The 17,432-nt window shown below is 58.2% G+C and carries 14 protein-coding genes; 8 read left to right on the top strand and 6 right to left on the bottom strand.

The genetic code is table 11. The features are described 5' to 3' along the window. The first annotated feature begins 513 nt into the window (after positions 1-513). The gene (locus tag Pan97_RS11460) at positions 514-933 is read left to right on the top strand and encodes a hypothetical protein (RefSeq protein ID WP_144972625.1); all 420 of its coding nucleotides are present in this window, start codon (positions 514-516) and stop codon (positions 931-933) included. Positions 934-1,013: 80 nt separating this feature from the next. Next, complete coding sequence (locus tag Pan97_RS11455; RefSeq protein WP_144972623.1) at positions 1,014-1,955, top strand: DUF1559 domain-containing protein; 942 nt, start codon at positions 1,014-1,016, stop codon at positions 1,953-1,955. 262 nt (positions 1,956-2,217) lie between these two features. On the opposite strand, the gene Pan97_RS11450 is transcribed toward Pan97_RS11455, so the two are convergent. Next, complete coding sequence (locus tag Pan97_RS11450) at positions 2,218-2,790, bottom strand: helix-turn-helix domain-containing protein (RefSeq protein ID WP_105353146.1); 573 nt, start codon at positions 2,788-2,790, stop codon at positions 2,218-2,220. 847 nt (positions 2,791-3,637) lie between these two features. Between Pan97_RS11450 and Pan97_RS11445 the strand changes: the two genes are divergently transcribed. From Pan97_RS11445 to Pan97_RS11435, 3 genes are all read left to right on the top strand, one after another. Beyond that, positions 3,638-4,591: a hypothetical protein gene (locus Pan97_RS11445; RefSeq protein WP_144972622.1), complete on the top strand. Its 954-nt coding sequence runs from the start codon at positions 3,638-3,640 to the stop codon at positions 4,589-4,591. A gap of 4 nt (positions 4,592-4,595) precedes the next feature. Beyond that, positions 4,596-5,171: a hypothetical protein gene (locus Pan97_RS11440; RefSeq protein WP_144972620.1), complete on the top strand. Its 576-nt coding sequence runs from the start codon at positions 4,596-4,598 to the stop codon at positions 5,169-5,171. A gap of 229 nt (positions 5,172-5,400) precedes the next feature. Next, the gene (locus Pan97_RS11435; RefSeq protein WP_165698709.1) at positions 5,401-6,426 is read left to right on the top strand and encodes a cell division protein ZipA C-terminal FtsZ-binding domain-containing protein; all 1,026 of its coding nucleotides are present in this window, start codon (positions 5,401-5,403) and stop codon (positions 6,424-6,426) included. 18 nt (positions 6,427-6,444) lie between these two features. Here Pan97_RS11435 and smc read toward each other — a convergent pair whose 3' ends face one another. The 5 genes from smc to Pan97_RS11410 all read right to left on the bottom strand — a co-directional run bounded on the left by smc (position 6,445) and on the right by Pan97_RS11410 (position 13,689). Beyond that, complete coding sequence (smc, locus tag Pan97_RS11430; protein ID WP_144972616.1) at positions 6,445-10,047, bottom strand: chromosome segregation protein SMC; 3,603 nt, start codon at positions 10,045-10,047, stop codon at positions 6,445-6,447. Between the two features lie 60 nt (positions 10,048-10,107). After that, complete coding sequence (locus Pan97_RS11425; protein WP_165698708.1) at positions 10,108-11,811, bottom strand: flagellar basal body P-ring protein FlgI; 1,704 nt, start codon at positions 11,809-11,811, stop codon at positions 10,108-10,110. A gap of 247 nt (positions 11,812-12,058) precedes the next feature. Then, the gene (yidD, locus tag Pan97_RS11420) at positions 12,059-12,307 is read right to left on the bottom strand and encodes a membrane protein insertion efficiency factor YidD (protein ID WP_144972612.1); all 249 of its coding nucleotides are present in this window, start codon (positions 12,305-12,307) and stop codon (positions 12,059-12,061) included. Further along, the gene (gene rnpA / locus Pan97_RS11415) at positions 12,304-12,711 is read right to left on the bottom strand and encodes a ribonuclease P protein component (protein ID WP_144972610.1); all 408 of its coding nucleotides are present in this window, start codon (positions 12,709-12,711) and stop codon (positions 12,304-12,306) included. Before rnpA ends, yidD begins: the two co-directional genes overlap by 4 nt. Positions 12,712-12,726: 15 nt before the next feature. After that, a complete protein-coding gene (locus Pan97_RS11410; RefSeq protein ID WP_144972608.1) occupies positions 12,727-13,689 on the bottom strand; it encodes a DnaJ C-terminal domain-containing protein in 963 nt (320 codons plus the stop codon). 365 nt (positions 13,690-14,054) lie between these two features. Between Pan97_RS11410 and Pan97_RS11405 the strand changes: the two genes are divergently transcribed. From Pan97_RS11405 to Pan97_RS11395, 3 genes are all read left to right on the top strand, one after another. Continuing rightward, entirely contained in the window at positions 14,055-15,584 is a 1,530-nt protein-coding gene (locus tag Pan97_RS11405) for a CehA/McbA family metallohydrolase domain-containing protein (protein WP_144972606.1), read from the top strand. A gap of 74 nt (positions 15,585-15,658) precedes the next feature. Next, the gene (locus Pan97_RS11400) at positions 15,659-16,564 is read left to right on the top strand and encodes an alpha/beta fold hydrolase (protein ID WP_144972604.1); all 906 of its coding nucleotides are present in this window, start codon (positions 15,659-15,661) and stop codon (positions 16,562-16,564) included. Beyond that, positions 16,561-17,418: a triphosphoribosyl-dephospho-CoA synthase gene (locus tag Pan97_RS11395; protein WP_144972602.1), complete on the top strand. Its 858-nt coding sequence runs from the start codon at positions 16,561-16,563 to the stop codon at positions 17,416-17,418. Before Pan97_RS11400 ends, Pan97_RS11395 begins: the two co-directional genes overlap by 4 nt. The last annotated feature ends 14 nt before the right edge of the window (positions 17,419-17,432 follow it).

The following is a 17,432-nucleotide window of genomic DNA, read 5'->3' as shown; positions in this document are numbered from 1 at the left end:
TCGTCGCATCACGCAGTGGTTTCAATCTGTACCATGGCAACCGCAGCTTGAGAGAGATGGTTAACCCGAATGTTGAGGGGGATTTCGACCGCTAAAGCCCCTTTCGACAAGCAGTCCATTTCCCTTACCCGGAGGCGAAACAGACTGCTCTGGCCTGCCGCTAACGCGCAAAACGAAGCGATTTTCCAGGGGCTTCTCCCCAATTGGCAACCTGGGCAAGCAACGGCAAAACATCAGCCACTCCCCTAGCTATCGCGGGGAATCCAACATCCCATTCCAGGTGGCAACTCTATATTCCCCATGTATGTCATATTTTTGACTTGAATGGCTTTGCGAAGCTAATTAAAAAATCATGCAACACAAACACCCTATTAAGATGCAGTTGACCCCCCTTCGCCGCGACCCGCCCCAAGCGAGGGATTCCTCGGTTCAACCTGGGGTGGCTTCCTTGTAAAAGCGAAACAACGGCTGCGCGTTCCCACCTTGCTTACTCGCGTCTGAAAGTCGGCATTCATGAAGACTCATGCGTTTTCTAGCCTCCTCGTTCTGCTTTGCCTTCTCTTCAGTGGCTGTGGAGGCAATGGAATCCCCCGGGCTGCCGTTCAGGGAACAGTCACGTTGGACGGCAAGCCGATCGAATCCGGCGTCATCATGTTCATTCCGGAAACCGTCGCCCCGGTCGCCCTCAAGATTACCGGTGGCCATTACGACTCCGAGTCCGACGTCAACGATCGACGGGGAGCGGTCATTGGTCATTGCTCCGTCCAGATCTTTGCCAATCGCCCCACCGGTCGCAGTTACACCGACGTCATGACCGGCGAAAAGATGGAAGAAACCAAGCAGTTTGTGCCTGCCAAGTACAACGAGCGGACCGAACTGACCGCCGAAGTCGAAGCCGGTCGGCAGACCATCGACTTCCATCTCGAGTCGTAAACCAGGTTTGCTGCACCCAATCGGATACCAATCACCTGCCACCTATTTTCCTTATTTCTCTATTCGTAAGGATGCCTCCGATGTCACCCCACTCCTCGCGAAAGTCAGGCTTCACGCTTGTCGAATTACTCGTGGTCATTGCGATTATTGGCGTGCTGATCGCCTTGCTTTTGCCAGCCGTCCAACAGGCCCGCGAGGCCGCGCGTCGCATGTCCTGCAGCAACAACATGAAGCAACTGGGCCTGGCCACGCATGTCTATCACGATGCGTTTGGGCAGTTTCCGATCGGTTGTCTGTACTTCGACAAGGCGAGTGCCTGGAATAACAACCTGACGACCTGGATGGCTCGCATTCTGCCACAGATCGAACAAACGGCCCTGCACGACCAGATCAACTACGTGAGCGACGTCTACACGACGAACAACACCCCTGCACAGGTCGAGATCGATGCGTTCCGCTGCCCCAGCAACGCCCAAGATCCTCGTTCAAATTCCTCGATCACCACGGCCCCGACCGACTACGCCGCGTGCGTGGGCAAAGCCTGGAACCTGGGGGGCAACGACATCAACAACACCGGTTGGACCGCCGTGATTGTGCATGGTAAGAGCAAAGGGATCTTCGCCGCCAATGGAACGGTCCGTTTTGCCGACGTGACTGATGGCCTCTCGAACACGATGGCCATTTCCGAGATCACCCACGGCGATTTCTACGCCAGCAGCAGCACGCGGCCGACGTGCATTTCGGACCTCGGCACGCTCAGCACCACTCCCAATGGCGACTCGTGGCTGATCGGACGCTTTCAAGATTGGTGCTTCAACACCCAGTACACACCCAACCCGCCGAGCCCCGACTGCCAGCACAACGGGGTCTGGTTCAATGTCGCTGCCCGCAGTTTTCACCCCGGCGGCGTTCAGGTCACCATGGGGGACGGTTCGGTCCGCTTTGTGGCGGAAACGATTTCCCTTTCGACCTGGCAGAACCTGAGCAACCGAGACGACGGCAACGTGCTGGGGCAATTCTAAAATCACCGTTGTGTTTCGTTGGCCTACTGTCCCTTCTTCTCCGCTTGTCGGCGGAGAGGGGCCGTAGGGTGCAAGCGGGGCAGCGAACCGCACCAAGTGTGTACCCCGTATCCAAAGATGGTGCGATACGTTCCGCCTTGCGTCATTGCTCGCACCCGACGGCTTGTTTGCCCCACGCCGGCAAGAACAAAAAAGACGCCCCGATTTTCATCGTGGCGTCTTTTTTTAAGCTCGGATTGTGGTAACCCCGAAGTCGTTGGTCTTAGACCAATTCCTTCTTAGCACCGATCAAGGTTCGCAGACGTTCGGCCAGCAGAGCCGCATCAAACGGCTTCTTGAACGTCTCATTGATCGTGGACCGATCGAAGCTCATCGAGCTTCCATCATCGGGCAGCAAGGCGATCAGAATCGTTTCCGCGAAGTCCGGATTCCGACGCAGATTCTGGCAAATCTGCAATGCCTCGATACGACCGATCGAGAAATCCACGATAATGCAGTCCGGATGGAACCCTTCGGCTTGAATCCCCGCTTCAAAACCACTCGCGGCCACGCAGACCTTGAATGCTTTCTCGAGCGGAAGTTCGCGACGCAGATTTTCCACCAACACTTGGTCCTGAGCAACGATCAGCACCTTGGCCATGGCTTCGTCTTCCAAGTCGCCAAGGGGCATGCCGTGTTCTTTCAGGAACTTGATCAAATATTCCCGCGGGATACGGCGGTCCTGGGAACCAGGAATGCGATACCCTTTGAGGCGGCCCGAATCAAACCACTTACTCACAGTGCGGGGGGCCACTTTGCAGATCTTTGCGACCTGTCCTGTTGTGAAGACCTTCATCACAGGCTCTCCATTACTCTTTCGTTGAGTTGACCTCCACTGTGTTTCCGGTTCTGGCGGAAACACGAAAATCGCCCCTCATTTTCAACTTCCGACTCTTCTGGCGATCCCTCGCACTCGGCTATGGGTAGAGTCTTAGTATTCAATGTCTGGGTCAGGGCGCTACAAACGCTGCTTCTCTCGTGGCTCGTACTCAGATCCTTCTGAACCGCGCCTTCAAGGCGGAAACCGGATCCACTACTCACGACTTGGTTTGATTGGCCGTTCTCAAAGAACGAACCTCGCTCACCTTTTCGCAGCGGCTCGGCGATGCGGTGACCAATGGGAGAATCCCAAACAGAACAACTCACGCACTGGCAAGGTCACGCCAGTAGCGAAAGCTTCAGCTTGTTAAAGATTCCCCCCTTGGCCGGCTGCTTCATCACACCGACTGCAACATGTGCTGCAATCGGGAAGTGTGTAACAAGCCTTCCGAAGGTTAATTTCGATGTTTTGGGGGGTGTTTCTTTAGCATCTTTCCGATCTGTTTGCTGCGATCTTTAAAATCGCCACCAGCGGCACCGACAGATTGTGCGTCCTGTTCCGATTTTAACGGTGTGATGAGTCGCTAGCGGTTCTTCCCGGCGGTATGGAATTATTCGCAGGTACCAATGAAAAGGCCACCACCGATGCTCGGATTTATCTGGCGGGTGTCCGCAGACGGACTGCCTACGCAAGACTTTCGCCCTGCACGAGATTTTCTCGGAAACATCACATCCCACTCCGTACGACCACCCGAGCAGCGTAGTTCAGATGTTCATCTATAGAAATGATGGCAATCGCTAGCAGGGGTGGTTATGTTGGCGAGATGAATTCAGACCACCCTGATGATTTTCAAACGCCTGAGCCTGCCCCGCTTCGTCCATCGTGGCTGTTGGTTGCTCTCTCTATCCTGAACATCGCTGCTGGGGCTGTGACGGCCAGTATCGCGCTGGTAGGGCTGGAACTGCTTTGGCCCAATCCAATCGGCTACAGCTTGCTGTTGATCCTTCTTATTGGGCTGGTGACCATGGTGGGGCAATACTTCGGTACCTTTCGTGGCAGCTATCACGCTGCCTTCCTGGCCGCTGGCGCCAGCGGCGGTTGCTATTCGATGAGCTACCTGGCGATCGTGATTCACCGCATCATCTCCGATCTTAATTCTCCGGCGACGGCAGGTAGCGGCCTGAGTCATCAACAATCGGTCGTGTGGCCGGCCATCTTTGTCGTAACGATGGGTTCGCTCTGGCTCAATGGGCGGTGGGGGTGGCAGTTGAAAAGACGGAACGACCAAACCGCCGGACCAACTCGGCTGTCGATTTCTTTGCGCGAGATGTTTGCCTTCTGTTTCCTGCTAGGACTCATCATCTTGCCGGCCAGCATTCAAGCTCACAGGAATCAATCGATATATCGCGCCAACGTGGCCGCTGCGGACGCACCTTTTCCCGTTCCCGACCAGGCCGAGGCAATTCAATACCAGCGAGACCGCCATGGCTTGATCATTGGCAGTTATGAAGTCGACGAACAAGAACTCCGCAGTTGGCTCGACGTTCAGGCTTTCAAAATGTCAACCGGCGGAGCTCGATTGCAAGAAATAACCGCCGGACCGATCTTGGTGACTCCACCCGATCCAACGCAGACGCCGTTCCTGGTTCCGTATGGTACGCATCGCGTCACCAAAGGACTGCGAGCTTACTGGCACGTCGACGATCTATATCACATGCTTACCTACGACCGCGCGACGGGCGTTGCGTACTACCAAGAGCTGGCGATCCCGGAATGAAACGATGACCAGAGCAGCCGCGAACACGCCAATCAACTACCCCCAACCGACGCGTCTGCACTACGCCTGGTCATGCCTGCTCATCTTTGCCTGGCTGACCTTTGCCGGGTGCACGGCCGTGTGGCTCTTTAGTCCCGAGCCGCTCTTGAAGGTCATCGCCATGGCCCTGACAAGCGTATCGCTGCTGCTGGCACTGTTGCAGTATTACAGCACGTTTCGCTATCACCGCGAGGCGACGATCGTCGCCATGTTTCTGTATGGCACCCTGCGCGTCGCTTTGTTTCTGTCCGTGCTTTTTATGATTGGCTCGGCGCACAGCACTCACCAGTCGATTCCGCTCCGGGTAATCGTGGCGTTGTTGTCTCTGGCCCTGAGCCTCACCTTAATCATGGTCAACGTTTACCACTATTTGACTTGGAGCGAGCAGCTCTACGTGGCGCAGCAGTCGAACGCTTTGCCTTCCATCCCCCAGTTCGTCACCTTGCGGAAAATCTTCCTGCTGGTTCTGGTGATCAGCTGGGTCATCGGGATCGCATCGTTGGGCGTTCGAAACGGCTGGCAAACCATCTTGTTTTTCTGAGAGACCGAGTCTCGTGAACTCTCTGGAGCCAGCTAACGATCGTCGACATGATGGCCGCGACTCTGGTAACGGCGATTGTGCTGGGGACGTTTAGCTTTCTGTTTCGGCGGTAGCTACCTTATAGCTGGCAGCCTCGATGATCGGTTATTGTATGTGGATGCAAAATACAATCACCTTCACCTTGTTCACTCTTTGCCTGCTGGCAGGCTGTCACCACGAGGAGCCTAGCGTGTCCGACCAAGATCCGCTCGATGGTCTGTATCTCAGCACCAGTAGTCAATCCCAAGCTAGGGCTGAAGCAGTACTACCGGCTCAGGGAAGCGAAGACGTCAGCCATCTGTTGGGCACTATCACGATACCCAATGCAACCGCGCGAGACGAGGAACGCGATAATTACCTTCCCGAAGAAGCCACCGACTGGATCGTTGATGTTCAGTTTCCTGAGGGCAATGAATTTGAAGTAAAACGCCTGGCTCAATTATTCGATAAGTCCTTTCGAGAAGAACACGGGGGACTCACCCTCTACGGCAAAGATGCCAAGACAGGCTTCTGGACCTATCTCATTTCAGCAGATGGACCAACATCGGTCACCGGCCTAAAGATCTCCTGGGATTACTATTCGGCATGGAACGACGATGCTGAAGTGGCAACCGCTCAGAAGTATCAGGCCCGCCTGCAGGCCATTGAGAGCGTGCTGCAAGCAAATTCCATTAAGGCTGTCGTTCAACCGAACCGAACCACCGAAGATGCCGCGGCTCGCACACTCTTCTTATCGAATTTACCAGAACAAGTAGATCGCACGGTTGTCTTCGCAGTCGTCGCCCCCGAAGGGAAACCGTTTGAGGGACGCAAAATCTGGGACGTAATGTTGTGTCTGGGGCTCACCTGGGGCGATATGGATTGTTTTCATTGGATCAATCCCACGGGCATCGGCGACGACTACTACTTCAGCGTGGAAACCTCGACGCCGCCTGGCTACTTTCTTCCCGAAGAGATCGCGATGGGACGCGTCCATACGCAAGATCTCGTCTTCCTGTTCAGCCTTCCCCGCACAGCGGCGCCTTCCGTGGTTGCGGCACGAATGCGCAAAGCCGTTGAGTATGTGCAATCACGACTCGGAGGCGAGATCGTCTACATGATCGACGACGAGCAATACGAGTTTGATTCTGCCATCCAAGAGATAGGCGGCATCGAAGCGGAACTTACAGAACACGGTTTTCCGCCAGGAAGTGACGCAGCGCTGCGGTTTTTCTAGAATCTCTCGCAGTAAACCTTAAGCCACCGAGATATCGCCGTCACCTGTTTCATGCACGTCCTCAAACCGCACGCTCACGCGTTTCGAGATGCCGGACTCTTGCATCGTCACGCCGTGCAGGGTCGTGGCGGCGGCCATGGTCGCTTTTGAGTGGCTTACGATCACAAAGCGGGTCCAGTCCAGAAAGCCGTTCAGAACGTCGACGAAGCGGCCGATGTTGGCTTCGTCCAAGGGGCCGTCCACTTCGTCCAGAATACAGAACGGGCTGGGGCGGAACTGGAAGATGGCCAGCAGCAGCGTGACCGCGGTCAACGCTCGTTCGCCGCCCGATAGCAGCGAGATGTTGAGCGAGCTTTTGCCGGGCGGCGTCGCGATGACGTCGATGCCTGCTTCCAGGATGTCGACTCCTTCCTCGATGATGATATCGGCCGAACCGCCACCGAACACGCGGCGGAACATCACCTGGAAGTTGCTGCGAACCGTTTCCAGCGTCTCCTCGAACAGGCGGCGGCTGTCGACATTGATCTTGTTGATGATCTTCTCAAGCGATTCCTTCGCTTCGGTCAGATCCTTCAGCTGGCCGTCGAGCTGCTCGAAGCGGGCCTGGAATTCGTCCAGTTCCTTCAAGGCCTCCATGTTGACCGAGCCGATGTTGCTGATCTTGCGGCGCAGGTCGGCAATCTCTTCGTCGATCGCGGCCCGGTCGCCGGGCAGTTCGATCTCGTCGGTATCAAGCGTCACCTCCGAGATCTCGATGCCGTAGTCGTCTCGCAGACGCCGTTCGAGCGTGCTCCGTTCGTGCCGCAGATCGGTGAAGGCCAGTTCCTTGCGGTGCAGCTGATCGTCGGCCGTACGCTGCTTCTGCCGGGCCTCGACCAGCTTGGCCGTGTGCTCCGCTTTCACCTTTTCCAGTTGCTTTCGGGCAGCACGCTCGGTCGTCAGCATCTCTTGCGATTCGGCCAGTTGCAGCATCGCCGAGGCGTACTCGCTGGTGGCTCGCAAGATTTCCAGTTGCTGACTTTCCAGCTTGACGCGATTCTGGGCGATCGATGTGTGAATCTCCTGAATCGAAGCCTTCCGTTCGTCGAGGTTGGCGTGCAGCCGCTCGCTGCTGGCCTGGTGGGCTTCGACCTGCTGCTCAGCCCGGGCCAGTTCCACTTTCAGGCCGGTAATCTGGCCGCGGCTATCGCTCAAGCTTGCTTCCAGTTCGCCGAGAACGTGCATCAGAGTTTCGCTATCGCGTTCGAGCTGAGCGATCGTTTCCCGAGTCGAAGTGAGTTCCTGCTCTTTCTCCGCGAGCTGCTTCTGATCGTTCTCGATGCGGGCCGTGATCGTTTCCCGCTGCTCGATTCGCTTGGAAAGCTCGGAGTCGGCGTCGGTGATGCGCGACTCGAGACGCTGCTTCACCAGTCGATGTTCGGTCAGCACCGACGAGGCCTCTTGCTGCTGGCCGACCAACTCCTCGAGTGCTTGCTTCTGCTGGGCGACGGCGGCCTGAACCTCTTCCAGGCTCGCTTGTTTTTTCTCCAAGGCCTGCTGCAGCTTTTCGACTTCACTACGCAGAGCCCGCAGTTCACTTCGCCGCGAGATAATACCGCCGACGTTCGTCGTTGGCCCGGCATAGACGCGGCCATCGGCCTCCAGCATCTCGCCATCGCGGGTTACGAAGCGCAGGGGCTGCTTGTAACGCTTCTTCAGTTCGAGTGCGCTGCGGGCGTTGTCGACGAACCAGATGCCACTCAGCAGGAAGCGTGCGACCGGCTGGAATTCGTCCTCTGCTTCGACGAAATCGAGGGCATTGCCCATCACGCCTGGCTCGTGCCGCAGCCCGGACGGCTCGTCGTCGTCCCGCTGGGGGAGCGACTGCATGTCTAACAGACCGACGCGGCCAGGGAAGATCACTTCCCTCTCGAGCACTTGCTGCAGAAGTTCGCCGTTTTCCAGGATCACCAGCTGAGCCGAATCCCCCAAGGCGATTTCGATCAGCCGAGCGTACTCGACGTCAACACGCACCACGTCGGCAACCAAGCCGATCACCGACTGAAACAAGGGCAGCCGTTCGACGCGTGCCCGGGAGAGGATTTCCTTGACGCCGGAGTTCACCCCTTCGCTGGTGCGTTCCAGTTCATCGAGCACCGAGGCCCGCTCCGCGGCAACGGCTCGGCGGCGAGACAGGGCATCGAGGTCGGCCTGAATGTCGGCCGCTTCCTGCTCCTGCTTCCGCAAGGATCCCTTCGCGTCGGTTACATCGGCCTGGGCGGTCGAGAGATGCTCGACCAGGCCTCCTTCGTCCTCGGTTAGCTGCTCAAGTTCGCTCCGATGCTCACCCAGGCGGATCTCGTCGCGCTCGATGTTCTTCTCGATCGCTTCCAGCTGGTTCTGGTCGCTCTCGATGCGAGCTTTGACCGCGCCCAAGGCGTTGTCGAGCGTCGACACGTGCCGCAGCAGTTCCAGGTGCTGCTGGCGGTTGGCTTCCCCTTGCTCGCGTTTCGCCTCAATTTCGGTCTGCACTTCCTGGGTGGCGGTTTCCACGCTTTCCAGGTCGGCGGAGACCACGTCGCGCTGCGTCTTCGCTTTCGACAGGTCGTGCTGCGAAGTGGCCAGGTCGGTGGTCAGCGTTCGCAGCGAAGCAAAATTGCGGACCAGGCTCACCGACAGCGAGGTCGACTCTTGTTCCAGGTCCGATAGCAGCCGATACTGCATGCCGGACGAAGAGTGCAAGGTGGCCAGACGCTGGGCCAGCTTGGCGTGCTGCTCTTCCTTTTGCGTCAGAATGGTCTGCAGCTCGAACAGCTTCGCTTCGGCCCCTTCCAGGCCGGCTTCCGCGGTCGTGATCACCTGTTGAGCATTGGCCTGGTCTTTGCGAAGCTCTTCCAGTTCGCTCGAATACTGCTCGACGCGAACCGACAGGCTATTCCAGTCTTCCATCCCCACGACGGTGCGCAGCAGCTGGAGACGCTCGGTGTATTCGCGGTACTTCTGCGCCTTGCCGGCCTGGGCTTTGATGCTGCGATAGCGGGAGCCGACTTCTTCGACGATGTCCGACAGCCGCACCAGGTTCTGATCGACGCGGTCGAGTCGCCGCTGGGTCTCCAGTTTCTTGGCCTTGAAGCGGCTGATGCCGGCGGCCTCTTCAAACACGGCGCGGCGATCGCGCGGCGAGGCCTGCAGCAGCGTATCGACCTTGCCTTGCTCGATAATGCTGTAGGCGTCGGTGCCGATACCGGTGCCGCGGCACAGGTCTTTCACATCACGCAGGCGGCAAGGATGCCGATTGATCAGATATTCCCCTTCGCCGCTGCGAAACACGCGCCGCGTGACGTGAACTTCGGGGGCGTCGATCGGCAGGGTACCTTCGGCGTTATCGAAGATAATGGTCGCCTCGGCGGCGTTCATCGGCTTGCGGCCATGGGCGCTAGAGCCTTTGAAGATGACGTCGGCCATCTCCTTGCCACGCAGGCTCTTGGCACTCTGTTCCCCTAAAACCCACTTGATCGCGTCGACAATATTCGACTTGCCCGAGCCGTTAGGGCCGACGACGACCGTAATTCCCTCAGGGAATTCCAGGCGAGTCTTGTCGGCAAAACTCTTAAAGCCGTGAAGCTCTAAGGCCTTCAGCATATTCAGCTCCGACGGGGGGACGGATTAAAGGGACGCAATGGATAAACACTCCAGAGTCCTCTAATCGAACGTCGGGATCAAGGTGTCATCCCCATCGGCGTAGGTGGTTACCTCGGAAGACTCTTCGGTTTTGGCAGTTTCTGACGACTGGGAGAAGTTATCCGTGAAATTTTCCTGCTCGTCCGATTCCTTGGCGATCAGCTCTTCCGAGCGGACATAGCTGCGATCGGGACGCGGCATCGCGTTCACCTCGACGCGAGCGGTCAGGTAACCTTCGTTTCGCAGAGCGAAGACGTTCCGAACGATCTCGCCGTAGCCGCATTCGACTTCGGTGAGGGCCTTGATGATCTCTTTCAGGTCGCTGGAGCACTCTTTCTCCAGTTCGCCACCGTCGGCCTGGAACCGCGTGACCTTGACCTTGCGATGTCCCGAGGAGCGGATCGTGAGGCCGTTTTGCCCCACGAAAGCGACGTCGCCATTGAGACGTACCTCGGTCCCGAAGACGACGATCTCAGGACGGTCCTGCAGGCGGAAGTGAACCATTGGCGACGAAGCCGAGCGGACATGATGCAAATGAACGTGATTGTCCAGCAGCTCGCCGGCGATCGACGGCAACTGGTTCGAGCGTTTCTTCAGCTGGTCGAACGCACCATAACGTGCCTCGGCACTTTCTTCGTGCAGCAGACCTTCCAGACTGTCGATCACGTCCAGATCGTCAAACGACCCGAGTGCCTGCAGGGCCCGGAAGCGGAAGCCGTTGTTCGTACGGGCCGCTTCGGTGAGGGGTTCGATACAAGCCGAATCGTTCATGTAAGCCAGCGATTCCGCCGAGCAAAAACGAACTAGTTCGTTCTCGGAATTGAGCCCCTTCATGAGTGAAGGAACCGCTTCCTTGCCGATCGCTTCTAACTTAAGCGCACCTGCCTGAGCGGTCGATTCGACCAACAGCTCCGCTTCACACTCGGCGATGTAACGACGTCGAAACTCGGTCGAGCGAGAGAGGGGAATGAAGCGAATCACACGCATGTAGCGAGAGATGCTCTCTTTATAGCGTGGATGCACGTCCAGCGTGATGAACTTGTCGGTCATTGGCGTGGCGACCCCTTGCTTGGTCCCCTCGCGATACATGTGGAAGCGGCCGTTGATCGCGGCTCCGATCGCGGCACTTGCGGCGATCGAGACTTCCCCTTCGATCAATCCCAGGCCAAGAGGTCGCTCTTCCATCATCACGGCCCCGCCCAGGATTCGGCCGCGTCGCATGTTGGCCTTACTGTTGTTCCCTTCGATTACGCTGTCCAGCACGATCGGGCCGGAGGCCATGGCGATGTCGTTCCCCTTGCGAGCGCGACCGCCGAGGAAGGCCATTTCGGTGAGCCGCGTCGATGGCGAATAGCCATTTTCCAAGCTGGTCGTATCGGTCTCAGGTGGGGCGAAAACGGTAACGTCGATCGTGTCCCCTTCGCGGGCACCCGGAGGGATCACGGCTTCCAGCATGACCAGCGCCGTGTGAGGCGAGGCCAGCCACTGTTGGGGCTGATCGACTTGTAGAATACGCATCTCGTTGAGTAGCAGGTCTCGGGCAGCCGAAGGAGGTGGATCGCTTCCGGTGCCGTGCAGCCCCGTGACGAGCGTCACCCCTTTGATCTTGGCGTTGTTCATGCCGCCTGGCACGGTCAGATCGCCCACCGTGCGGGGTTTGTCCCAGTCGTGCGAAGGCTCTTCCTCTTTCTCATCGCCATCAGACCAAGGATTGAGATAACTCATCGATGATCCGCTGTCACTGGTCCACGGGGCCGTACACCCCGAGGTGAGCGCGTGCCCGGCGATGATAAGGCCAAGCGTGATAAAAAGGTAAGCCGTATGAGAGCGTCCGTGCCGTGGCATTGGGTTGCTGGTCCGTCAAAAACCTACGGTATTAGTCCGAAGAATTCCCTTCCTTCGGATCTAGTTGCGGCAAAGAGTAGGAAAAACTGATAGCACGATCAAGAGCAATTTCTTATTCCGCTTAGGCTTACGGCGGATCGAAGCCGCTTTTACATAGCGGGTTACAGCGTAAGATCCGCCACGCGCCGCGCAGAGCCCCCGAAATAGGGCCATACTTGCGCACCGCACCAATAAAGTAGTTGCTGCATGTCGGCTGAAAGCGGCACGATTGCCCGATCCACGGGCTGAGCGTGTACTGATAGCACCGCACGGCGAAGATCATCACCTCTGACAGCAGTGCTTGCCATCCTTCGTATAGAAACCGTAGAAAGATCATCCGCGCGGACTTCCTTCCGGTGACGGGGCCTTCTCGCCGTGACTGCGTTTCCACTTTCTAGCCGCACGATGAGCCAGTTGCACCAGGCCGTTTTCCAGTTCGGCGAAGGTCGGGTGCTGTTTCGACTGGGGCAGCACGACAAAGTCGAATCCGCTGGGGAGCTTCTCGCGGCTGAGCCGAAATGCCTCGCGCAGGCGACGCTTCCAACGATTACGCTGCACGGCGTTGCCGATCTTTTTTTTCGAGACGACCAGCCCGACACGGCAGACGCCTAGCGAATTCTTCGCCGCATAGACCACCAGCCAACCGTTGCCCGCTGATGCTCGGCGCGTGAAGACGGCGTCGAATTCGGCTGGCGTTTTGAGACGTAATTGCGGCGGAAACCGATGAGACTTCTCCGTCACACGCTTTCCTTTCCGCTACCAGCGAAGGTCCTTGCGGGGGTCTTCCGGGTGGTCTTCGGCGAACTTCTCGACGGCCTGCTTCAACTCGTCGGTGGGCTTTTCAGGCAGGGCAATCTGCAGCACGACATACAGGTCGCCTGCGTCGCCGGAAGCTGCCGGCACCCCTTGGCCGCGCACGCGCAGCCGTTTTCCGCTGGAACTACCTGGCGGGATCTTCATGGTGACGGTGCCCCCGGGGGTCGGGACGTCGATCGAGCCACCCAGCATGGCCTCGGCCAGCGAAACCGGCACGGTCACTTCCAGGTCTTTTCCACTGCGTTTGAAATACTTGTGCGATTCGACATGAATACGAATCAACAGGTCGCCGGCCGGACCGCCATTGGGGCCGGGGTCGCCTTGGCCGCGGAGACGGATCTTCTTGCCGTCTTCGATGCCGGGAGGAATCTTGGCGGTGAGTCGTTCCATCTCGCCGCCAGGCCGACGAACGTTTAAGTTGATCTCGCCCCCTTCCATGGCCTGCTTGAAGGGGACCGTCACGTCGTGCTGCAGGTCGTTACCGCGCACCGGCTGGGCGTGACGTCGACGGCCACCACCGCCACCGAATCCAAATATGTCGGACAGATCAGGCCCGGCACCGCCGCCGCCGAAGATGTCGCCCAGGTCGAACTCGTACTGAGCACCGCCACCGGGGCCACCGCCGGCCGAGCGCCATTGATGAAAGCCCCCTGGGCCGCCGCCACCGGGACCGGCTCCCATGTTTTCGAAATTGCTGCCGAACTGGTCGTATTTCTTACGCTTTTCGGCGTCGCCGACCACGTCGTAAGCGTTTTGAATCTCTTTGAACTTCGTATGGGCCGCCTTGTCGTCCGGGTTGAGATCTGGATGGTACTTCTGGGCCAACTTCTTGTAGGCCTTCCGGATCTCTTCCTGCGTCGCGGATCGTGAGACTCCCAGAATCTTGTAGTAATCGTCAGCCATGAACTTCTTGATTTTCGCCTAACTGGTTCCCTGAAAACAACTTCCAACGACATTCACGAGCATTTCGGTCCCCTCTTCCTCGAAGGGATAGGGTGAGGGTGAGGGTGAGGGATTTTTGATGGATGGATCGCAACGTCTGGCATTGCCCCTTCCATATCACTCTTGACCCCCTCCAAGCGACCTCACTGGGCCCGCGAACATGCCCCCGCACCCTGACCCTCTCCCCCGAGTACAGGGGCGAGAGAATAAGAATGTGTGGCTTATGCAAGCTATTCTATACTTGATAGCCGCTCTGGGGAGAGCGGCCAATTATCCCAGATTTGCCCGGCAAACACACGCACCGGTTTCCGGAAACTTCCGCCGCTATGCATTTATCCCACATATTTACCACCGTCCGCGTCCTCTTGCTGCTGTCGTTCGTATTGGTCGCGCCGGCCATCGTGCAGGGCGCCTACGCCGAGTACGAACTGCGCGTGGTCGATGCCCAGACGCAGTTGCCGTGCTCGGCGAAGATTCGCATTACCAACTCACGCGACCTGCCTCAACGCATCGATGGGGGCCTGATGATTGACGGAACGGCCTACTTTACCGGCAGTTTAAAGATGAAGCTGCGACCAGGGCAGTATGGCTTTCGGCTCGATGCGGGCCCCGAGTATCCCTTCATGGAAGGTCATTTCATCCTCCAATCCGGCGATACCGACAGCCGTACGATCGAGCTGAAGCGGTTCATCGATATGAAGAAAGAGGGGTGGTATCCCGGCAACCTGGCGCTATCAGGCCGAACCAACGACCTGGAAACGATCATGCTGGCCGACGACCTGGTGCTGGGCAATCACATTACCTGGAACAACCAGATCAACCCGTGGGCCGGCAAGCCAATCACCACGCTACGGGACGAGTTCGGAGCGTTTCGCTCGCTGTGGGAGATGGGGGGCGAAGACAACCGGGCCGGCGGGAAGGTCTGGTTTGCTCGCCTGAACGAGCCGCTTCCCGTACAGCGGCTTCAGCCTGAATACCCGGCCGCAACGTTCTTCCAGGGTGATCTGGGTTCGGCCCACGTGACCGCCGCGAGCCCGCTGGAACCTGACCTGCCGCTGTGGATCGCTCGGGATTTTCTCGATTCCGTCTGCATCCTGGGCCCCGAAATCGAGGCCTACCAGTTCGGTCCCAAGCACCCATTGGCCGAGAAAGCGGCAGAAATTCGCAAGGGAGACGTCACCGGCAAGGCTCGACTGGCCCTCGATATCTATTACAAGCTGCTGGAATCAGGCATCCGAATGCCTCCGGTCGCCGCCAATGGCACCGATGAAGAAGACAGATCGTCGAGATTGGATCGCGTTTACGCCCAGGTGGACGGCGACTACTCGCCCGTTGCCTGGTGGGATGCGGTCGACGCAGGCAAGGTCTTCGTCACCAATGGACCACTACTGCGAGCCACCGTCGAAGGGTACCCGCCAGGGCACGTTTTTCCGATCAACATCGGCGAAAAGCACGAGTTTCAGATCGGCCTGAGCCTGGCCACGCGGCAAACGATTGCCTACCTGGAAGTGATCAAGAATGGCGAGAAAGACTTGGAAATCTCGCTCGACGAATATAAGGACCGCCGGGGAATCCTGCCACCAGTTACGTTCACGGACTCTGGTTGGTTTCTGGTGCGTGTCGTCACGCAGGAAGCGGACTACTACCAATACGCCACGACCGCTCCGTTCTATGTCGAGGCCAACGGCCAGCCGCGGATCAGCAAGTCGGCGGCCGAATTCTTCCGAGATTGGGTCTTTCGCCGGGCCATGAACATCGACCTGCCGGATGGTCCCCAGCGCAACGAAATCATCGATTTGCAGCGCGATGCCCGCGATTTCTGGCAAAAACGGGCCAAGATGGCCAACGCCCCGTAGTTCGCCGCTCTAGTTAAGTTGCCCTGAAGCGGTAAACTAGGAGTTTCGATCCTCCAGCGAGACTCCACTAGACTATGGCATCGTCGGCCGACTGGCGCAAGTTGTACCCGTTTTCGTCGCATACCCTTACGCTTCCCGATGCGCGAATGCACTACGTCGACGAAGGCTCCGGCGAACCGATGCTGATGGTGCATGGCAACCCGACCTGGTCGTTCTACTGGCGCAATATCATCACGCAGTTTCGCGATTCGCACCGCATGGTGGCCGTCGATCACATCGGCTGCGGGCTGAGCGACAAACCGCAGCAATACACCTATCGACTGCAGCAGCATATCGACAACCTGGTGGCATTGATCGACGCGTTGAATCTGCGGAACATCAACCTCCTGGTGCATGACTGGGGCGGGGCGATTGGTCTGGGGGCGGCCCTGGCTCGGCCCGATCGGTTTGCCCGAATGGTGCTGTTCAACACGGCGGCGTTTCCGCCTCCGTATTGTCCGCTGCGAATTCGAGCGTGCCGCATTCCGCTGCTGGGCCCTTGGATGGTTCGCACTTTCAATGCGTTTGCCCGGCCGGCGCTGACCATGGCCACGGAAAAGCCGGAGCGTTTCACGCCGGACGTTTGTGCCGGATATATCGCCCCGTACGACAACTACGCCAATCGCATCGCGACGGCGCGCTTCGTGCAGGATATTCCGCTCTCGAAAAGCCACCCGACCTACGCGGTGCTCGAGCAGATGGAACAGCAACTGCCGACCCTTTCGCACTTGCCCATTCAGCTGATCTGGGGGGGCAAAGACTGGTGTTTTCGGCTCGAATGCATGGAGCGTTTTCAAATGATTTGGCCGACTGCCCGGGCAACCGTGTTCAGCGATGCGGGGCACTACGTGGTCGAGGACGCCAGCGAGCGCATCGAGCCGCTGTTGCGTGATTTCCTGACGCAAATGCCCAAGCCTGTCGAAGCCGAGACGCCGCAATGAGCGCGAACCAAGCGTTGTCCGTCGGTCAGTTGGCATCGCTGGCCTGTACGCTGGAAGTATGCGCCCCGAAGCCAGGCAACGTCCATCGCAGCGCCGACTTTGAAGACGTCACGCTGCAAGATTTTCTGGCCAGCGCGATCGCCATCGGTCCGGTCTTCGACCAGGCCCAGTCGTTGCCGCTCGGGCAGATCATTCTGCAAAGCACCCTCGCGACCTCGCGCGTGACCAAAACGAACACGAACCTGGGGATGATCCTGCTGTTAGCTCCGCTGGCGATGGCCATGAACGTGGCGAACTTGAAGCAAGATGCCGCCGCGGCGATCGAAAACTCTACCTCCCAAGATGCCGCCGATATTTACCAGGCCATTAGCCTGGCCAAGCCTGGCGGAATGAATACTTCCGCCGAACACGACGTCGCGGGAAGTGCTCCGCCCCATATCCTGGACGCGATGCAACTGGCGGCCGATCGCGATGCGATCGCTCGGCAGTACGTCCATGGTTTCGCCGATTTGTTCGACCAGGTCGTGCCGCTGTTGGCCGATCCCATCAGGCAGACGCTTCCCTTGAGCCAACGGATTGTCCATGCTCACGTCGCATGGATGGCCCAGTCGCCGGATACGCTGATTGCCCGTAAAAACGGGGACGAAATGGCTCAACGGAGTGCCATGATGGCCAAGCGGGTCATCGACGCCGGCCCACCCATGCAAGAAGATTACATGCAGCAGCTAAGCAATCTCGATTTCTGGTTGCGCTGCGACGGCCACCGGCGCAACCCCGGCACAACCGCCGACATGATCGCCGCCGGATTGTTCGTCTGCCTCAGGCAGGAAACCATTGTCGCGCCGTTTGTCTAATCGATTTCCCCCCT

The sequence above is a fragment of the Bremerella volcania genome, assembly GCF_007748115.1.
GTDB lineage: Bacteria > Planctomycetota > Planctomycetia > Pirellulales > Pirellulaceae > Bremerella > Bremerella volcania.
This window is presented reverse-complemented; position numbering and strand designations above follow the sequence as displayed.

Excerpts from the sequence above, each read along its gene's own strand:
- Pan97_RS11460 (WP_144972625.1), top strand. The coding sequence starts at position 514 with ATGAAGACTCATGCGTTTTCTAGCCTCCTCGTTCTGCTTTGCCTTCTC.
- Pan97_RS11445 (WP_144972622.1), top strand. The coding sequence starts at position 3,638 with ATGAATTCAGACCACCCTGATGATTTTCAAACGCCTGAGCCTGCCCCG.
- Pan97_RS11425 (WP_165698708.1), bottom strand. The coding sequence starts at position 11,811 with ATGAGTTATCTCAATCCTTGGTCTGATGGCGATGAGAAAGAGGAAGAG.
- Pan97_RS11455 (WP_144972623.1), top strand. The coding sequence starts at position 1,014 with ATGTCACCCCACTCCTCGCGAAAGTCAGGCTTCACGCTTGTCGAATTA.
- Pan97_RS11410 (WP_144972608.1), bottom strand. The coding sequence starts at position 13,689 with ATGGCTGACGATTACTACAAGATTCTGGGAGTCTCACGATCCGCGACG.
- smc (WP_144972616.1), bottom strand. The coding sequence starts at position 10,047 with ATGCTGAAGGCCTTAGAGCTTCACGGCTTTAAGAGTTTTGCCGACAAG.
- Pan97_RS11400 (WP_144972604.1), top strand. The coding sequence starts at position 15,659 with ATGGCATCGTCGGCCGACTGGCGCAAGTTGTACCCGTTTTCGTCGCAT.
- yidD (WP_144972612.1), bottom strand. The coding sequence starts at position 12,307 with ATGATCTTTCTACGGTTTCTATACGAAGGATGGCAAGCACTGCTGTCA.
- Pan97_RS11405 (WP_144972606.1), top strand. The coding sequence starts at position 14,055 with ATGCATTTATCCCACATATTTACCACCGTCCGCGTCCTCTTGCTGCTG.
- Pan97_RS11440 (WP_144972620.1), top strand. The coding sequence starts at position 4,596 with ATGACCAGAGCAGCCGCGAACACGCCAATCAACTACCCCCAACCGACG.
- Pan97_RS11395 (WP_144972602.1), top strand. The coding sequence starts at position 16,561 with ATGAGCGCGAACCAAGCGTTGTCCGTCGGTCAGTTGGCATCGCTGGCC.
- Pan97_RS11450 (WP_105353146.1), bottom strand. The coding sequence starts at position 2,790 with ATGAAGGTCTTCACAACAGGACAGGTCGCAAAGATCTGCAAAGTGGCC.